Raw genomic sequence first — 16,896 nt, 5'->3', positions numbered from 1 at the left:
TGTAACTAACAGGAATAGACTTGCCAATGATATTTATTATCAGCTGTCGTTCCGTCAATATCGTGCTCATGGCAGCGCTCATTCAACTGCCTTTTATTTGGGCAAAACCGTACCACGGCCAGGAGCCTGCCCCTCGTTTCCATCCCTAGCCTCACACCTAGCCCCCATAGGAGGTTGCACAATCAGTGCCAAGTGTCTCCCAATCCCGGATGCACTATAAAAAATCTCTCCAACATCAGACTCTTGAACAACAATTATCACTGAGGCCCAGAGCTGGCCTCGCCCCTGCGCTGGGGCCCACTCCTGATGTAGCGTCGAGAGGATGACTTATGGGCAAGACCATACTGGTGGTGGATGATTCCGTCGGGATCAGGGCGGCCATCACCATGACGCTCAGCAGCGCCGGTTTTGACGTGATAGAAGCAGAAGATGGCGAGGCCGCCCTCATCCAGCTGGACAACCAACGCGTACACCTCATTATTTCAGACCTCAACATGCCCGGCATGGATGGCATGACGCTGCTCAGACGGGTCAAGGCGCAGCAGACGACCCGCTACCTCCCCTTCATCATGCTGACCACGGAAGACTCAGATCAGATCAAGCGAGAGGGATTCGAGGCCGGTGCCCGGGTCTGGCTGACCAAGCCGTTCGAGCCGCTCAAACTGCTCGATGATGTCTACAAGGTGGTGCAACCATGATCCGGGAGCGACTGTCATGAGCCTGGAACTCGATACCCGGCACACCCCCCCCACCGCCACCCTGAGCGGCGAACTGAGCATAATGACGCTGGGGGATCTGCAGGACGATCTGTTCGGCCTGCTCAACTTTGCCGACCTGAACCTGGACTTGAACCCGCTGGAGGTGCTCGACGGCTGTGGCGCCCAGCTCATCGCCATCCTGCAGCAGGAGGCCAGCCAGCAGGGCAAGCGGCTGCGGCTGCTTGCGAGCGATGAGTGTGTCGCCCACGGCGTGTTGACCGAGCTGGGGTTGTGGGCAGACGTTGGCCCAGAGGGGGCGGTTCATGGACATCAATAAGGCCCGCGCCCTCTTTTTCGAAGAGGCCTATGAACAATGCGACAACCTGGAACATGCCCTGCTGGATCGTGAGGCCTATCCGGCCCACCCCGACACCTACAACCTGATGTTTCGCACCGCCCACACCATCAAGGGTTCGGCGGGCATGTTGGGGCTGACCATGCTGGTGCGCTTCGCCCACGCCATGGAGAACATGCTGGAGCGGCTGCGCAGCGGCGAGATAGCGCTGGATGAACACCTGATCAACCTGTTGCTGGCCTGCAACGATCAACTGCGCGATCTGTTGCAGGGCGCCGAACACAATCCCGAACTGCAGCAGACCGAGACCCAGCAGATCCTGGCCCTGCTCTCCCAGTTACAGGGTCACCAGACCCTGCCCAGCGAGCCGCTGGCCATGCCCTCGCCGGCCCCAGTCGCCTCGCAGGATCTGCGCCCCTGGCACCTCTCCCTGCGCTTCTATCCGGCCCTGTATCAGGATGGCTTCGACCTGCTTGCCTTCATCCGCTACCTGGCCAATCTGGGACGGATCCACTTCATCCAGCCGGTCTGGCACGAGTGGCCACCGCTGCAACTGCTCGATCCCACAGAATGTTTTCTCGGCTACGAGATAGGCCTGCTCAGTGCCGAGCCCAGAGAGCGGATCCTGGGCACCTTCGATTTTGTCGCCCACGCCAGCCTCATCAGCGTGCTCACGCCGCATCAGGATCTGGCGCGGTTTGCCGAGCAGGGCCAACGGCTGGCGGCATGGCGGGATGAACCGCTCTCGGCCCAACTGCAACGCTGGGTGGCCGCCCAGGCACTGACCGAAGCGGAAGCCGCCCGCATCGCGAGCGGTGACTTGCCGAGTGCCGCCACGACGCCGACACCAGCGGAGCCCGAATCGGCCCCCATCCCCGCCCCTCTGGTTCAGGCCAAGCCGCAGCTGCGCGCCGAAGGGCACTACATCCGGATCGAGGCAGCCAAGCTGGATCGCCTGATCAACCGGGTCGGCGAGCTGGTGATCGCCACCTCGGCTACCACACTGCAGGCCAGGCTCAGGGGAGATGCTGAGCTCATCGAATCAGTCGCCACCGTCAACACCCTGGTGGAGGGGATACGTGACGATGCCCTGACCCTGCGCATGGTGCCCATCAACGAGATCTTCAACCGTTTCCCGCGACTGGTGCACGAACTCTCCCAGCAGACGGGCAAGGAGATCCAGCTGCAGATCCGCAACGCCGACACCGACATCGACAAATCCATGGTCGAGAAACTGACCGATCCCCTGATGCATCTGGTGCGTAATGCCGCCGATCACGGCCTCGAAGATCAGGCACTGCGGCTGGCGGCCGGCAAGCCGGCGCAAGGGGTGATCACTCTCAATGCCTATCACGATGCCGGTGCCGTTGTGGTGGAGGTGAGCGATGACGGCCGGGGCATAGATCGCGACAAGATCCTCGCCAAGGCCCACGCCCAAGGCATGGTGCCGGAGGGCAAGGTGTTCGGTGAACAGGAGATCTTCCAGCTGCTGTTCCTGCCGGGATTCTCGACCGCCGCCGATGTCAGCGATCTCTCGGGGCGCGGGGTCGGGCTGGATGTAGTCAAGCGCAATCTGGACTTTCTGCGCGGTGAAACCACCATAGAGAGTCGGCTGGGTGCAGGCACTACCTTCCGGCTCAGGTTGCCCCTGACCCTGGCCATCATAGACGGCTTCCGGATTGAGGTGGATCACGCCTCCCTGGTGATCCCCCTCGACATGATGGTCGAGTGCATCGACCTGCCGCCGGATGCCCTGCACAGCCAGAGTCGCCAGATCAACGTGCGCGGAGAGTGGGTTCCCTTCATCGCCCTGCGCGAACTGTTTGCCCTGCCGGCGGCGACCGAACCCGAATTCGTGGTGATGGTCGATTACGCCGACAACCGCGCCGGTATCGTGGTGGATCGCCTGATAGGGGAAGTGCAGGCGGTGATCAAGCCGCTGGGAGACTTGTTCAAATCCCTGCGTTACGTCAGCGGCTCCACCATTCTGGGCAATGGCCAGCCGGCGCTGATCCTCGACGTGCCCCAACTCATTCAACTGGCGTGGCGGCGGGAACAACACTTGCTCCATCAGCAGGCCGACGCCCTGTTCACCCTCAGACATTGACCACAGACCATACTGTCACTAACAGGATTCACGGAGTAGAACCATGGACTGGTTTCACAACTTGCAAGTCAGAACAAAACTGGTGTTCTCGTTTTCCATTCTCATGCTGTTGCTGGGAGTGCTGACGCTCACCAGCTACTACTCCACCAAGGAGATGGCAACGCTGGTCGAGAACATGCATGCCAATCAGCTCACCCCCATCAAGGATCTGGCCAACGCCAATATGCAGGCCATATACACGAGTCGGGCCCTCTATCGCTATGTGCTTGAAAACAACGAAAAAACAAGAAAAGAAAATGAAAACAACATGTTGCGCTATGAAAGCAATATGAATGAACTGATCGACAAGTACCGCAAGACCTCCCTCACCCAGCCAGAAATAGATCTGTTGGCTCGCTTTGACCAAGCGTGGGCAATTTACAAACCCATAGCCGATAACATCATACGAACTGTGCAATCCGATACGGGGGACAATCTCAATAACCAGAAAGCGGCCATCATGCTGGCCGAACAGGGGCGACCGGCGTTCAATGTTGCTGACGATCTTCTTACCGACCTGGTCAACCTGAATGACAAGCTCGCCACTCAGTCATTAGCCGACAGCAAAATCATTTATGGGGACAATCTGCAGATCCTGATCGCCATCGCCTGCAGCGCCTTTCTTATCTGCTTCATTCTCTCCCTGCTGGTGACCCGCAGCATATTGCGCCAGCTGGGGGGGGATCCTTCCTATACGGTACAGGTGGTAGCCCGCGTCGCCGACGGCGATCTCTCCACCCCTGTGCTGCTCAGAGCCGACGACACCAGCAGCCTGCTTTACGCTATCAAGAGCATGGCCCACCGCCTCTCCGATACCCTCAACGAGGTGGGTGCCATGTCGGAGGCGATAGGCTCGGCCTCCGAGCAGGTGGCCGCCACCGCCAATGCCCTCTCCCAGACGTCGTCCGAGCTCGCCTCCAGCGTCGAACAGACCAGCGCCTCGGTCGAGGAGATGACGGCGACAGTGAGCCAGAATGCCGACAACGCCAGGGTGACCGAGAACATCTCCACCAAGGCCGCCAGCAGCGCCACCGACAGTGGCAAGGCGGTTGGCGAGATGGTCCACGCCATGAAGGAGATAGCCTCGCGCATCACTGTCATCAATGACATCGCCAACAAGACGGATCTGCTGGCCATCAATGCCGCCATCGAGGCGGCCAGGGCCGGTGAGCATGGCAAGGGCTTTGCCACCGTCGCCGCCGAAGTAAGAAAGCTGGCCGAGCGGTCACAAACCGCCGCCAAGGAGATAGGCGAGCTGGCGGGTCGCTCCGTCAGCGTGGCCGAACAGGCGGGATCTTTGCTGCGCGAGATGCTGCCCGGCATCGATCAGACCGCCACCCTGGTGCAGGAGATAGCCTCCGCCTCCCGCGAGCAGCGGGCCAGCGTCTCCCAGATCAACATAGCCGTGACCCAGATAAGCGATGGCATGCAGGCCTCGGCCGCCTCGGCGGAAGAGCTCAGCTCCACCTCGGAAGAACTCAGCTCCACCGCCTTGCAACTGCAGGAGCTGATGCAGCAGTTCACGCTCAGGGGGGGAAATGATCGCCAGCCCCATCCCTTGCACAGTGCCACCTACTCCGCCACCAGACGCATCAAGCCGAAGAAGGGATTTGTCCGCCAGCAACCCTTCCACGAAGAGGATCTGGAGCGAGAGATAGATGATGGCAAGTTCACCAACTATTAGGAGCAGGCCGATGAGAGATACCTTTGCTCCTGCTGTTACAGTCTCCCATTTTCACTGCGTCACCTTCATGCTGGGGGGCGAGCTGTATGGGGTCGACATAGGCTGCATCCGTGAAATCATCGAGTTCGAAGGCATGACCCCGGTCCCCATGATGCCGCGCTTCGTGCGGGGCATCATCAACCTGCGGGGGGCAGTTGTACCAGTGATCGACCTCTCCATCCGCTTTGGCAGAGATCAGACCCCGCTGCTGCCCACCACCTGCGTCGCGATCCTCTCCCTGCCCAACAGCAATGGGGAAGAGCAGGAGATCGGCATGCTGCTGGATGCGGTGTGCGAGGTGCTGGAGATCCGCACCGACACCATAGAGCCGGCACCGACCTTCGGCACCCACATCCGGGGCGACTTCATTCAGGGGGTCGTCACCATAGATCAGCGGTTCGCCATCCTGCTCGACATGCACAAGGCGCTCTCCATCACCGAACTGAGCGCCATGGCCGAGGCCGCCACCGGCCAGCTGTTCTCGCAAGAGCAAGGCGGATGAACATGGCGGCGCCGCTGTTCACGCCAGAGCTGGTCCCGACCCTCAGTCAGAGCGAATTTGATCTGTTTCGGCGTTTCATCCTCAACACGGCGGGCATAGATCTCGCCCCCTGCAAGCGGGCACTGGTGCAATCCAGACTCGCCAAGCGGCTGCGGGCGTTGCAGCTCACCAGCTATCAAGCCTATTGGGAGCGGATAAACCAGCCCCTCGCCCCCCAGGAACGCCAGCTCGCCATCAATCTTCTGTCGACCAACGAGACCTATTTCTTTCGCGAGGCCCAGCACTTCAGCTGGCTGAAACACCATGCCGAGCAGCTGCTCGCCAGTCGCAGCCAGCCGCTTCGCGTCTGGTCAGCGGCCTGCTCCACCGGCGAGGAGGCTTACTCCGCCGCCATGGTGCTGGCCGAGCAGCTCGGCATCAACGAACGCTGGAGCATTCATGGCACCGACATCAATACCCGCGTCATTCCCTTTGCCCGGCGCGCCATCTATTCGGTCGAGCGGGCCCGCCATGTGCCACCCCATCTGTGGTTGCGCTACTTTCAGCGCGGTCACGACGAATACGCGGGCAAGATCCGGGTCAAGCCGACGCTCGCCAGAAAAGTCGCCTTCGCCAACCTCAACCTGCTGTCGTGCGGCGAGTATCAGGAGCGCGATTTCGATGTAATTTTGCTCAGAAATGTCCTCATCTACTTCAACGACACCACCAAGGCCCGCGTCCTGACCCAGCTCTGCCAGCTGCTGAGACCCGGTGGCTATCTGCTGGTCGGGCACTCAGAGGTCATTCGCCAGCAAGATCTTCCCCTCATGCAGGAAGCCCCTTCCCGCTATCGCCGTCTGCCAGCAAAGGATGCGCCATGACAATACGGGTATTGATCGTCGACGACTCGGCCCTGGTGCGGGAAGTGCTGACCCAGATGCTGAGCAAGGCTGCGGACATAGAGGTCATTGGCGCCGCCTTCGACCCCATCTTCGCCATGCAGCAGATGAAGAAGTGCTGGCCCGATGTCATCATCCTCGACATAGAGATGCCGCGTATGGACGGGCTGACCTTCCTCAAGAAGATCATGGCCGAGCGCCCGACCCCCGTCATCATCTGCTCCTCCCTGACCGAGGAGGGCGCCATGATCACCCTGGAGGCCCTCTCGGCGGGGGCCATCTCCATCGTCACCAAGCCCAGCGTGGGCATCAAGAGCTTCCTGCAGCAGTCAGCCAACGACTTCATCCAGGAGATACGAGCTGCCGTCAGCGCCAAGCTGCGCAATCTGCTGCCCGCGACCAATCAGATTGCGGTCGTCCCGCGCCGCAATGCCGATGAGATGCTCTCCCCCCCGGCCGAGCGGATCTCGTTTCGCACCACGGAGAAGATCATCGCGCTCGGCACCTCCACCGGCGGCACCCAGGCGCTGGAGTACCTGCTCTCCCGCCTGCCGGCCAGCTGTCCGGGGCTGGCCATAGTGCAGCACATGCCGGCCCGCTTTACCGCTTCCTTCGCCGAGCGGCTCAACAGCCTCTCCCAGCTGGAGGTAAAGGAAGCGGCCACCGGCGATCGCCTGCTGCCGGGCGTCGCCATCATAGCCCCGGGCGGCAAGCACCTGCTGATCCAGCGCAGCGGCACCCAGTATCTGGCTGAGGTGAAAGAGGGCCCGCCGGTCTCCCGCCACTGCCCGTCGGTAGACGTGCTGTTTCGCTCGGTGGCCGTGAGCGCGGGCAGCAATGCGCTTGGCATCATAATGACCGGCATGGGGGACGACGGAGCCCGGGGCATGAAAGAGCTGCACGACACAGGGGCCCGCACCATAGCGCAGGATGAAAGCAGTTGCGTGGTGTTTGGCATGCCCAAGGAGGCCATAGCCCATGGTGGCGTGGATGAAGTCATGTCACTCACCCACATCACCCAGACGCTCAGCCGTCCGGATCAGCGAGGCGTGTAATTATGTCGTTGGAAAAATGGCAAGGACGCAGTGCCATGGTAGTGGATGACTCCCGCACCCAGCAGTATGAGGTGACCTGCCTGTTGCAGGAGCTGGGATTTGGCCACATTCATGTGGCCCATGACGGGCAGGATGCGCTGGACAAGCTGCAGCAACTGGAGCACAAAGAGGAGCGCATCGATCTGCTGCTGACCGACCTCAACATGCCGGGCATGGACGGAGTGGAGCTCATCAGCAACCTGGAGAAGAATACCCACTACCGGATGTTTGTGGCCGTGATGAGCGGGGTGGAGCGGGATGTGCTGGACGTGATCCACGCCATTGCCGATGCGGGCACCCTGGAGGTGATAGGCGTGCTGTCAAAGCCGCTCAAATCGAGCGACCTGCGCAACATGCTGCAGCATTGCGATCCCCTGGTGCACAGGGAGAACAAGAAGTGGATGCAGCTCGCCTTCACCGCCGACGATGTGCAGCAGGCGCTGGATAACCGGCAACTGGTGCCCTTTCTGCAACCCAAGATAACGATGGCGGATTCGCGCCTCTATGGCTTTGAGGCCCTGGTACGCTGGCTCCATCCCGAACACGGCGTGATCCCGCCCGTCTGTTTCGTCCACCATCTGGAAGAGGGGCAATTGGCGCTGGATTTCTTTTATCACTTCCTGCACGCCACCTGTGATGCGCTCACGACACTGGCCAGCCTGCCCGGCCCCATCAGCTGTTCGATCAATTTGCCGGTGAGCCTGCTGCTCACGGATAAATTGGTCGAGAACATGATTGCGGTCGTGCAGGAACACCAACTGCCCTGCAACGCCATCATTATTGAAGTCACCGAAACCACCTTCATGTCCAATCTCTCCATGTCATTGGGCACCTTGGCCCGTTTGCGGCTCAGGGGATTTGGCATAGCGATGGATGATTATGGCACCGGCTACTCCTCCATGAAGCAGTTATCCCGCTGCCCCTTCACCGAGATCAAGATAGATAAAGAATTTGTCCACGACGCCCATAGCAGCCCGAAGAAGCTGGCTATATTGACCTCAGCCATCGTCATGAGCCAGAAGCTCGGGCTCAAGACGGTGGCCGAAGGGGTTGAGAGCGAAGAGGACTGGCGGCAACTGGCCCTGCTGGGCTGTGAACTGGCCCAGGGCTATTACGTCAGTCGCCCCTTGCCTGTGGCACAGATAACGTCCTGGTTTGCCGAATGGCAAGCCAGGGTGACATGAAGGGTGAAATAACGAGGATGCAGAAACGATATTGTGGTGCTCACCCGGCCAGGGGTGGGATGACAAGAGAGCAGTCGTAATCTCGCTGCAGGGAACGCAAATAAAACAAGCATGAGGCTACCATGAACAACCTACTTCGCCAGATCTCCATCAAGACGCGGCTTATTGTCTCTTTTCTGTTGCTGAACCTCATCCTGATCGGGGTGGGGCTCTACGGCAAACAGAATACCGCCACTGTCAACGACATGCTCAATGACATGTATCTCAACATTCTGACCCCCATCACAGATGTCTCCAACGCCAATATGCAGGCCATCTACCATAACCGTTCGCTGTTTGACTATGTCATCGAGCCCACCCCAGCGGGGATGGACAAGATCGCCAGCCAGATGGATGGCTACGAACAGAAGATGAATACCCTACTGAATAAATACCGGGCGACCGAGCTGACCGAGCCGGAAAAAGCCGCGCTGGCGGAGGTGGACAGAGCCTGGCCGATTTACAAGGAAGCGGCGAAGAAAACCATGGCGGCCAGCTATGCCAATGACAACGACACCGCCGTCAAGTTGATGAAGGGGGAAGCCGCCGCCAGCTTCCAGGTGGTCGACGACCTGCTCAGCAAGCTGGTGGACATCAATCAGGGGCTCGGCAAGAAGGCTTATGATGACAGCGACGTGATCGTCGCCAATATCACCACCACCACCTATACCATACTCGCCGGATCCGTCATGCTCTCCCTGGTGCTGGGCTGGCTGCTCAGCAGCAGCATCAATCTGCCTTTGATCGCCATCATGAGCGAGCTGAAGCAGCTGGCGCAAGGGCATCTCACGGCGCAGGACAGTGCGGAAGGCAACGACGAGCTGACCCAGATGCAGCAAGCCATGAGCAGCACCCGCCACAGCTTGCGCGACATTGTCTCGACCATGCAGCGTGCCGCCGAAGGGTTGACCGCCAGCTCCTCCCAACTGGTCGCCGCCGCCCAGCAGGTCAACACCAGCTCCCAGCAACAATCGCTGGCGACCGCCAATACAGCCGCATCGGTTGAAGAGCTGACCACCTCGGTCTCCCAGCTCTCCTCCTTCGCCAACCAGGCCAACAGCGTGGTGATGCAGTCGGGAGAAATTGCCCATTCGGGCGAAGAGCAGGTCAAGCACGCCTCGCAAGAGGTGCTCAAGGTCACCACGGCCGTCAACGACTCGGCCAAACAGGTGCAGGGGCTGTTTGATGACATCACCCGCATCAGCCAGATCTCGGTGATGATCCAGGGGGTGGCGGATCAGACCAACCTGCTGGCACTCAACGCCGCCATCGAGGCCGCCCGGGCCGGTGACATGGGCCGTGGCTTTGCCGTGGTGGCCGACGAGGTGCGTACCCTGGCGGCGCGGACGACCCAGGCGACGCAAGAGATCAACGAGATGCTCAAGTCGATCCAGCAGGGGGCCACAGGCGCGGTCAAGGGAATGAATGCCTGTGCCGACAGCATGAGCAGGGTGCGAGAAACCACCGACAGCTCCAGCGATACCATGGCCCAGGTGGATCAGAGCTCCCGCAAGGTGGTGGGCCTCATCCAGGAGATCAGCTCCATGCTCCATGAGCAGGCCGCCGCCAGCCAGCTGATCGCCCAGTCGGTCGAGGAGATCACCCAGATGTCGCTGGAGAACGTATCCGCCGCCGAGAGCGTCAACCACGATGCCTCCCAGCTGACCGACATCATCCACCAGCTCAACCAGGGCATAGGTTTCTTCAAGGTGTAGCAGACCAACAAGGGCTGCCATCCCGGCAGCCCTATTTTCCCCTCCCCCGCGCCTTCATCCGGCCCGTCCCGGCCCCCAAAATCCGTGTCAAACCCCATTAACCCGAGCCGGGTCCTGCCGCCAACTCACTGAAAAACCCACATTAACCCCTGCCTTTGGCGGGTCATAACCAGTGATAAATATCGCGTGATAGGGAGCAAGACAAAGCGTTGGGAAGCACATTTATACAGAGGAATATCCCGTATTCAGGCCATTCATGTGCTCCCATTCGCCACGTAATTTACCAAACAAAAAACAACTGATAACATAATCGTACATTTTAAAGCATATAAATAAACATCCGCTGCGTACTCCGGCGACCCGACACAAGGCGCCCAAGCCAGCGGGTCAAGATTGAGACGAACAGCCAACCCAGATCCTCATCGAGCAGACACCCGATCCCATGATGAACACAGTTACGGCCAGCATCGATGTCGATGCGCTCCATCACAATTTTGCCGTCGTGCGGCGTCACGCCCCCCACAGCAAGATCATCGCGGTCCTCAAGGCCAACGCCTATGGTCATGGTCTGCTGCTGGTCGCCAACACCCTGGTCCAGGCGGATGCCTATGCGGTGGCGCGACTCGAAGAGGCGCTGGTGCTGCGTGCCAATGCCATCACCAAACCCATTCTGGTACTGGGTGGCTTCTTCTCGGCCGAGGCGCTGCCGCTGCTGGCGGAGCACAATCTACAGACCACACTGCACACTTGGGAGCAGCTGGCGCTGCTCGAACAGGCCAAGCTGCCCGCTCCCATCAAGGTCTGGCTCAAGCTCGATACCGGGATGAACCGGCTGGGGGTGAGAACGCAGGATCTGCCCGCCTTCATCGAACGACTGAGCCATTGCAGGAGCGTGGTACAACCCTTCCATCTGATGACCCATTTCGGCCAGTCCGACGAGCAGGAGAACCAAGCCACCCAGCAGCAGATCGAGGCGTTCAACCAGCTCACCGCCCACCTGCCAGGCGAGCGGGCCATGGCCAACTCGGCGGGGATCCTGGCCTGGCCGGGTTCACGCAGCGACTGGATAAGACCTGGCATCATGCTCTATGGCGCCTCCCCCTTCGGGGGCCAGCTGGCCACCGATCATGGGCTGCGCCCCGTCATGACCCTCAAGAGCCAGCTCATCGCCATCAGAGAGTGCAAGCGGGGAGAATCGGTAGGATATGGCGCCCATTGGGTGGCCCAGCGCGACACCACCCTGGGGGTGGTCGCGGTCGGCTATGGCGACGGCTACCCGCGCATGGCTCCCGAGGGGACGCCCATGCTGGTCAATGGTCGCCGGGTGCCCATCGTCGGCCGGGTCTCCATGGACATGATCACGGTCGATCTCGGGCCACACGCCAGCGACCAGTGCGGGGATGAGGTGATCCTGTGGGGAGAGGGTCTGCCGGTGGAACAGGTGGCTGAGAAGATAGGGACTATCCCCTATGAACTGCTGACCCGCCTCACCTCCCGGGTGTTCGTCACGCTTGCCCAGCCCTGCGCCAATGCACAGTCGCTGGCAGACGCCGATATGCCCTCATATGCAGGGTACGCCCGGCGAGTCACGGCCTAGCACAGGCTCCCCCATCTCAACTCGGGAGAGATGAGGCATGGCGGCATCTAAAAACACCCGGCGCAGCCGGACTGCGCCGAGTGTGACTGATCCTCTGGTGCCTGAGGCGGGCTCACGCTGGCCAGCCGCTCCGAGCCGGGTGAATTAGGTCAGTTTTGGTGGCATTCGGCCGGGATGCGCTCACCGTCAGCGGGATCTCGCCCAAGGGGCACTCTTGGCTACCCGGCATGGCGGAGCCTGTCCGCTTGCCGAGCCTGGATAGGGGTTGCACCAGCAAGCACTGGAGAAACAAAAAGGGCCTGTCTTTCGACAGGCCCTTTTGTTTTATTTGGCGGTGAGGGAGGGATTCGAACCCTCGATACGTTGCCGTATACACACTTTCCAGGCGTGCTCCTTCAGCCACTCGGACACCTCACCAATTTGTTCTAGTCATGCGCTCGTGCTTGCTTGCCGATATCATCGGCTGGCAGCCACTTGGGCACATCACCAAATTTTGGTCTGTTGTTTAACGTGTTCAGCCAACACTGTGTTCACGGCGCTGTTGCGCTGGAACGGGGCGTAATTTAGGGGAAAGCCCCGCCGGCGTCAACGGCTTTTTTTGCCTGACGAATCGTTCGCACATTTAACGCACAAATCAGTGCACGCATTCCGGCGCGACCAGGATCTCGGGCAGGTTGAGGAAGCCAAGGCGCTCGCATTCGGACACCACTTCATGGGTCGCGGCCGTGGTGCTTTCGACGAACAGCAGGAACTGTTCCACTGAAAGACCCGCCTTGGTGAACACTGTGTGGCCCACGATGAGACGCGGCAGGTTGTCATCGATAATGTCGAGGAACACCTTGAGCGACGGGTACTGCATGTTGAGGCGACCCAGTTCGGCCATCAGCGGCAGCAGCGAGGAGGGACGCACTTCCAGCTCGGATGAAAACAGCAGCCCTTCCTCTTCGACAAAGATCCGGCTCTCCTGGATGCCGTCGACGGACTGCAGGGAGACAATGTGGATGCCATGACACTGATCGCAGACATAGTGCTCGATACGAGCCTGCTGCAACCAACGCATTATCATTTCAGAGCTGGGGATATTCATCATTTCCACGACACGATAAGGATCAAGGGGCGCAGTCTAAACCAATTTTCCGGCAACCAAAAGTGCAGTGGCCGGATAAGCAGGGAGCCAGCTTCTTTTTGGCAAACACTATGCATATACTCAGCCATTCTCGCCCCACCTTCACCCCACAGAAGGCCTGATGACCATCCAAGAAAAGTACCGCCTGCATCTGAAATCCCTGTCGGATGAACTGCTGGCCCTGCAAAAGCCCATTCGCATTCTGGATGCCATCAAGTGGCCCCGTCACCTCCAGGCCGATTTTCTGGCCAACGGGGGACGAGTGCTGCCCGCCATCGACCAGCACTTCTACGATGCCCTGCCCCTCGGCTTCGATCCCCGCAACAAGTATCTTGAACTCAAGGAGTTGCGAGACAGGATCCGGCGCCGGCTGGGCCCTCAGGATGACCTGGGCCGGATCCTGCAAGAGACGGTCGATCAGTACATGGTAGTGATCGAGATGCTGCGCCAGCGCGGACAGCCCGATTTCTTGCGCTACAGCCAGCTGCTGTACGGCTCGGCCAGCGATCACCTGCGCGGCGATCGCAAGACCCTCAAGGAGCTGGGAGCCCGCTTGTGCGACATCTTCTCCCTGCCCGGTGCCCGTCATCTGGTGCGCCCCTACCCCAAGGAGTTTGAAGGGGAAGCGGCGGTCGCCAAGCTGCAGGGCAAGCTGTCGAGCTATTTCAGCGACGGCACGGTACAGGTCAAGCTAAGCGATGGCATCGTCTCGGACGCCGCCGCCGGTGGCGATTACATCAAGCTCAACTCCCACGCCCGCTTCTCCGAGCTGGATCTGCAGGTGCTGGAGGTACACGAGGGCTGGGTACACGTGGGCACCACCCTCAACGGCCGCCAGCAGCCCTACGCCACCTGGCTCAGCGCCGGCTCGCCGCGCATCACCGCCTGTCAGGAGGGGCTGGCGGTCCTGATCGAGACGCTCACCTTCAGCTCCTTTCCGGATCGGGCCAAGCGCATCTCGGATCGGGTGATGGCCATCGACATGGCGGAGCGAGGCGCCGACTTTGTCGAGGTGTTCCAGCATTTTGTGGCGCAGGGCACCAGCGAGCACGATGCCTACAAGATCACCCAGCGGGTGTTTCGTGGCGGCATGGTGGGCGGCGGTGCCTGCTTTACCAAGGATCTCTCCTACGTGCGCGGCTACGTGGAGACGGTCAACTTCATCCGCAGCGCCGTGCTGGAAGGGGTCCCCGAGATCCTGCCCATGCTGTTCGTCGGCAAGGTGACCCTGGACGACATCCCCGTGCTCTATCAGCACTATCTGGAAGGGCTGATCGATGCCCCCCGCTACCTGCCGCCCATGTTTCGCGATCTCACCGGACTCTACGTCTGGTTCGGCTTCGCCTCCGGCATGTCGCTGGTGGACATAGGCCGGGTTCAGCAACATTTTCGCCAGCTGTTCCATCGCCTGCCGGTGGCCGATCCCATCATTGCCCCCGTGGATATCGAGATCGACTGAGTCGCAAACAAAAAGGGCGCCTGATTGGCGCCCTTCTCTCTTATCCCGGCCGGATCACTTGTAGGCCCGTCCTTCCAGATAGTGCTTGCGGCACAGCGACACATAGCGATCGTTGCCACCTATCTCCACCTGCTCGCCATCGCGCATCACCTGGCCTGCTTCATTGACCCGGGAATTCATGTGCGCCTTGTTGCCGCACCAGCAGATGCTTTTCAGCTCTTCGAACTTGTCGGCGAGACAGAGCAGATGGTAGGAGCCGGGGAACAGTTCACCGCGAAAGTCGGTCTTGAGACCGTAGGCCATCACAGGAATATCCTGCTCATCGACGATGCGCGCGAGCTGGTAGACCTGCTCGCGGGTCAGAAACTGGGCCTCGTCGACGATGAACACATCGATGCGCTTCTCGGCATGGCGCGCCTTCACCATCTCGAACAGATCGCAGCCGTCACTGAACACATCCACCTTCAACTCCAATCCCACCCTGGCACTGATCACCCCCGCGCCGAAGCGGTCATCGATGGCCGGTGTCATGGCCAGGGGCTGCATGCCCCGCTCCAGATAATTGAAGTGGGCCTGGATGAGCTGGGTGGATTTGCCTGAATTCATGGTGGCAAATTTGTAGTGCAGTGAAGCCATGGTGTTGTTCCGAAACTGAATTTATGGGGCGCATGCTAACCAAAGCCCATGCCAAAACCAAGGGGCCCGTGGGCCCCTTGTTCTATTTATGCGATAGCCAGCTCTCGATGGAGCCGAGCCTTGCGCAGATGGTAACCGGAGAAGATCACAAACCAGAGCCCGCTGACCGTGAAGCCCGCCAGCACGGAATGCATCAACCCCATGACCAGGTAACCGAGCGCGGCACCGAAGGCGATGGCCAGCGCATAGGGCAGCTGGGTCATCACGTGATCGATGTGATGGCACCCTGCGCCCGTGGCCGACAGTATACTGGTGCTCGAGATGGGCGAGCTGTGGTCGCCAAATACCGAGCCTGCCAACACGGCGGCCAGCATGGGCAGCATCAGGCTGATGTCGCTGGCGGCCGCCATGTCACCGGCCAGCGGCAGCATGATGCCGAAGGTGCCCCAGCTGGTGCCGGTGGCAAACGCCATGGCGCAGGAGAGGATGAACACCACCGCCGGCAACACCTCGATCGGCAGGTTGCCGTTGGCCATGGAGGCCAGGTACTTGCCGGTCTCCACGTCGCGCACCACGGCGCCTATGGTCCAGGCGAACAGCAATATGTTGATGGCCGGCAGCATGGCCATGATCCCTTGCGGGGCGGCCTTCATCCAGTTCTTGGCGCCGAGCTTGAGGCGCATGGCCAGACCGATGGAGACCACCAGGCTGCACAGGGCGCCATAGACCAGGGAAGAACCGACGTTGGTATTCTCGAACGAGCCGAGCACGCTGAACGGCAGCCCCTTCTCGCTCAGCACGGCGGCACCGGAGTGGATCATGAAGTAGACGGTGGCGGCGGTCAGGGTCAGGATCGGCAGCACCATGTCGATCATGCCGCCATTGCTCTCTTCCGGGCTCTCCATGTCCAGACCTATGGGGCGACCCTTGGACTCATCCCACAGCTTGCCTTCCAGCGCCCATTGCTCATGCTGACGCATGGAGCCTATGTCGAGCTGGAATGCGATAACCACCAGCACCATGATCAGGGTGAACACGGCGTAGAGGTTCATCGGGATCATTTCGACGAAGGCGGAGATGGGGCTCTGATCGGTCAGACCGTGCGCCGCCATGATGCCACCTACCAGGGCGATGATGTAGGCACCCCAGGAGGAGATGGGCATCAGCACGCAAACGGGCGCCGCGGTGGAGTCCAGCAGATAGGCCAGCTTGGCACGGGAGATCTGGAAGCGGTCGGTGACCGGACGGCAGATGGCCCCCACCGACAGGCTGTGGAAGAAGTCATCGATGAAGAAGGCAAACACCATCATGCCGGTGAGCGCCTTGGCCCCCTTGCGGGTCTTGGCACGACGCTCGGCCCACTCGGCGAAGGCACGGGTCGCACCGGAGACGCTCATCAGGCTGATGAGGCCGCCCAGCAGCAGCATGAACAGCAGCATGTTGACGTTGTCACGGTTGAGTGCACCCTCGACCCAGAAGATCTTGAGCACGGTATTCAACATGTAATGCAGGGAATCGAGCGGGGAAAACTGATTGAGCAGCAGGCTGCCGGCAACAATACCTACCCCCAGCGACACCAGGACGCGGCGGGTGATGATCGCCAGAGCGACGGCCAGTAAAGGGGGAATGACAGACCAACCGGAGTCGGCGTAATGAATGATGTCCATGATCTCTTTGCACCTAAAGACAGCAGGTGGAGATCTACCGAGAGGATAAAGAAACAAAACCCATGGGGAGGTTATAC

The 16,896-nt window shown here is 60.3% G+C and carries 14 protein-coding genes and 1 tRNA gene; 11 read left to right on the top strand and 4 right to left on the bottom strand.

From position 1 onward, the window contains the following. Positions 1-329: 329 nt before the first annotated feature. From BN1118_RS07870 to alr, 10 genes are all read left to right on the top strand, one after another. Positions 330-698, top strand: a complete 369-nt coding sequence (locus BN1118_RS07870; protein ID WP_043136600.1) for a response regulator — start codon at positions 330-332, stop codon at positions 696-698. A gap of 16 nt (positions 699-714) precedes the next feature. Continuing rightward, entirely contained in the window at positions 715-1,035 is a 321-nt protein-coding gene (locus tag BN1118_RS07865) for an STAS domain-containing protein (protein ID WP_043136602.1), read from the top strand. After that, positions 1,022-3,160 carry a chemotaxis protein CheA gene (locus BN1118_RS07860; protein ID WP_043555375.1) on the top strand — a complete coding sequence of 713 codons (2,139 nt, stop codon included), beginning with the start codon at positions 1,022-1,024 and terminating at the stop codon, positions 3,158-3,160. Before BN1118_RS07865 ends, BN1118_RS07860 begins: the two co-directional genes overlap by 14 nt. Positions 3,161-3,203: 43 nt before the next feature. Next, on the top strand, positions 3,204-4,883 hold the full coding sequence (locus BN1118_RS07855) for a methyl-accepting chemotaxis protein (protein WP_043555374.1): 1,680 nt from the start codon (positions 3,204-3,206) through the stop codon (positions 4,881-4,883). 10 nt (positions 4,884-4,893) lie between these two features. Continuing rightward, on the top strand, positions 4,894-5,424 hold the full coding sequence (locus BN1118_RS07850; protein ID WP_043555370.1) for a chemotaxis protein CheW: 531 nt from the start codon (positions 4,894-4,896) through the stop codon (positions 5,422-5,424). Beyond that, on the top strand, positions 5,421-6,284 hold the full coding sequence (locus BN1118_RS07845) for a CheR family methyltransferase (protein ID WP_244463589.1): 864 nt from the start codon (positions 5,421-5,423) through the stop codon (positions 6,282-6,284). The genes BN1118_RS07850 and BN1118_RS07845 overlap by 4 nt, the downstream gene beginning before the upstream one ends. After that, on the top strand, positions 6,281-7,357 hold the full coding sequence (locus BN1118_RS07840; protein WP_043555369.1) for a protein-glutamate methylesterase/protein-glutamine glutaminase: 1,077 nt from the start codon (positions 6,281-6,283) through the stop codon (positions 7,355-7,357). The genes BN1118_RS07845 and BN1118_RS07840 overlap by 4 nt, the downstream gene beginning before the upstream one ends. Before the next feature lie 2 nt (positions 7,358-7,359). Then, entirely contained in the window at positions 7,360-8,580 is a 1,221-nt protein-coding gene (locus BN1118_RS07835; protein ID WP_043555368.1) for an EAL domain-containing response regulator, read from the top strand. A 122-nt stretch (positions 8,581-8,702) separates the two neighbouring features. Next, positions 8,703-10,334: a methyl-accepting chemotaxis protein gene (locus BN1118_RS07830; RefSeq protein ID WP_043555365.1), complete on the top strand. Its 1,632-nt coding sequence runs from the start codon at positions 8,703-8,705 to the stop codon at positions 10,332-10,334. Positions 10,335-10,776: 442 nt separating this feature from the next. Next, positions 10,777-11,931, top strand: a complete 1,155-nt coding sequence (gene alr, locus BN1118_RS07825) for an alanine racemase (RefSeq protein ID WP_209428864.1) — start codon at positions 10,777-10,779, stop codon at positions 11,929-11,931. Positions 11,932-12,260: 329 nt separating this feature from the next. Here the strand turns inward: alr and BN1118_RS07815 are convergent. Beyond that, a tRNA-Ser gene (locus BN1118_RS07815) sits at positions 12,261-12,348 on the bottom strand. A 217-nt stretch (positions 12,349-12,565) separates the two neighbouring features. After that, positions 12,566-13,021 carry a type III secretion system chaperone family protein gene (locus BN1118_RS07810; RefSeq protein ID WP_084214039.1) on the bottom strand — a complete coding sequence of 152 codons (456 nt, stop codon included), beginning with the start codon at positions 13,019-13,021 and terminating at the stop codon, positions 12,566-12,568. Positions 13,022-13,178: 157 nt separating this feature from the next. On the opposite strand from BN1118_RS07810, the gene BN1118_RS07805 reads away from it, so the two are divergent. Then, a complete protein-coding gene (locus BN1118_RS07805) occupies positions 13,179-14,516 on the top strand; it encodes a flavohemoglobin expression-modulating QEGLA motif protein (RefSeq protein ID WP_043136615.1) in 1,338 nt (445 codons plus the stop codon). Positions 14,517-14,570: 54 nt separating this feature from the next. On the opposite strand, the gene BN1118_RS07800 is transcribed toward BN1118_RS07805, so the two are convergent. Next, positions 14,571-15,152, bottom strand: a complete 582-nt coding sequence (locus tag BN1118_RS07800) for a thymidine kinase (RefSeq protein ID WP_043136617.1) — start codon at positions 15,150-15,152, stop codon at positions 14,571-14,573. Between the two features lie 86 nt (positions 15,153-15,238). Further along, entirely contained in the window at positions 15,239-16,819 is a 1,581-nt protein-coding gene (locus BN1118_RS07795; RefSeq protein WP_042871359.1) for a Na+/H+ antiporter NhaC family protein, read from the bottom strand. Positions 16,820-16,896 lie beyond the last annotated feature (77 nt).

It is taken from the genome of Aeromonas bestiarum, assembly GCF_000819745.1.
In the GTDB taxonomy this organism is placed as follows: Bacteria; Pseudomonadota; Gammaproteobacteria; order Enterobacterales; family Aeromonadaceae; genus Aeromonas; species Aeromonas bestiarum.
Note: the sequence above shows the minus strand (reverse complement) of the source record. Positions and strands in the feature narration are given on the sequence as shown.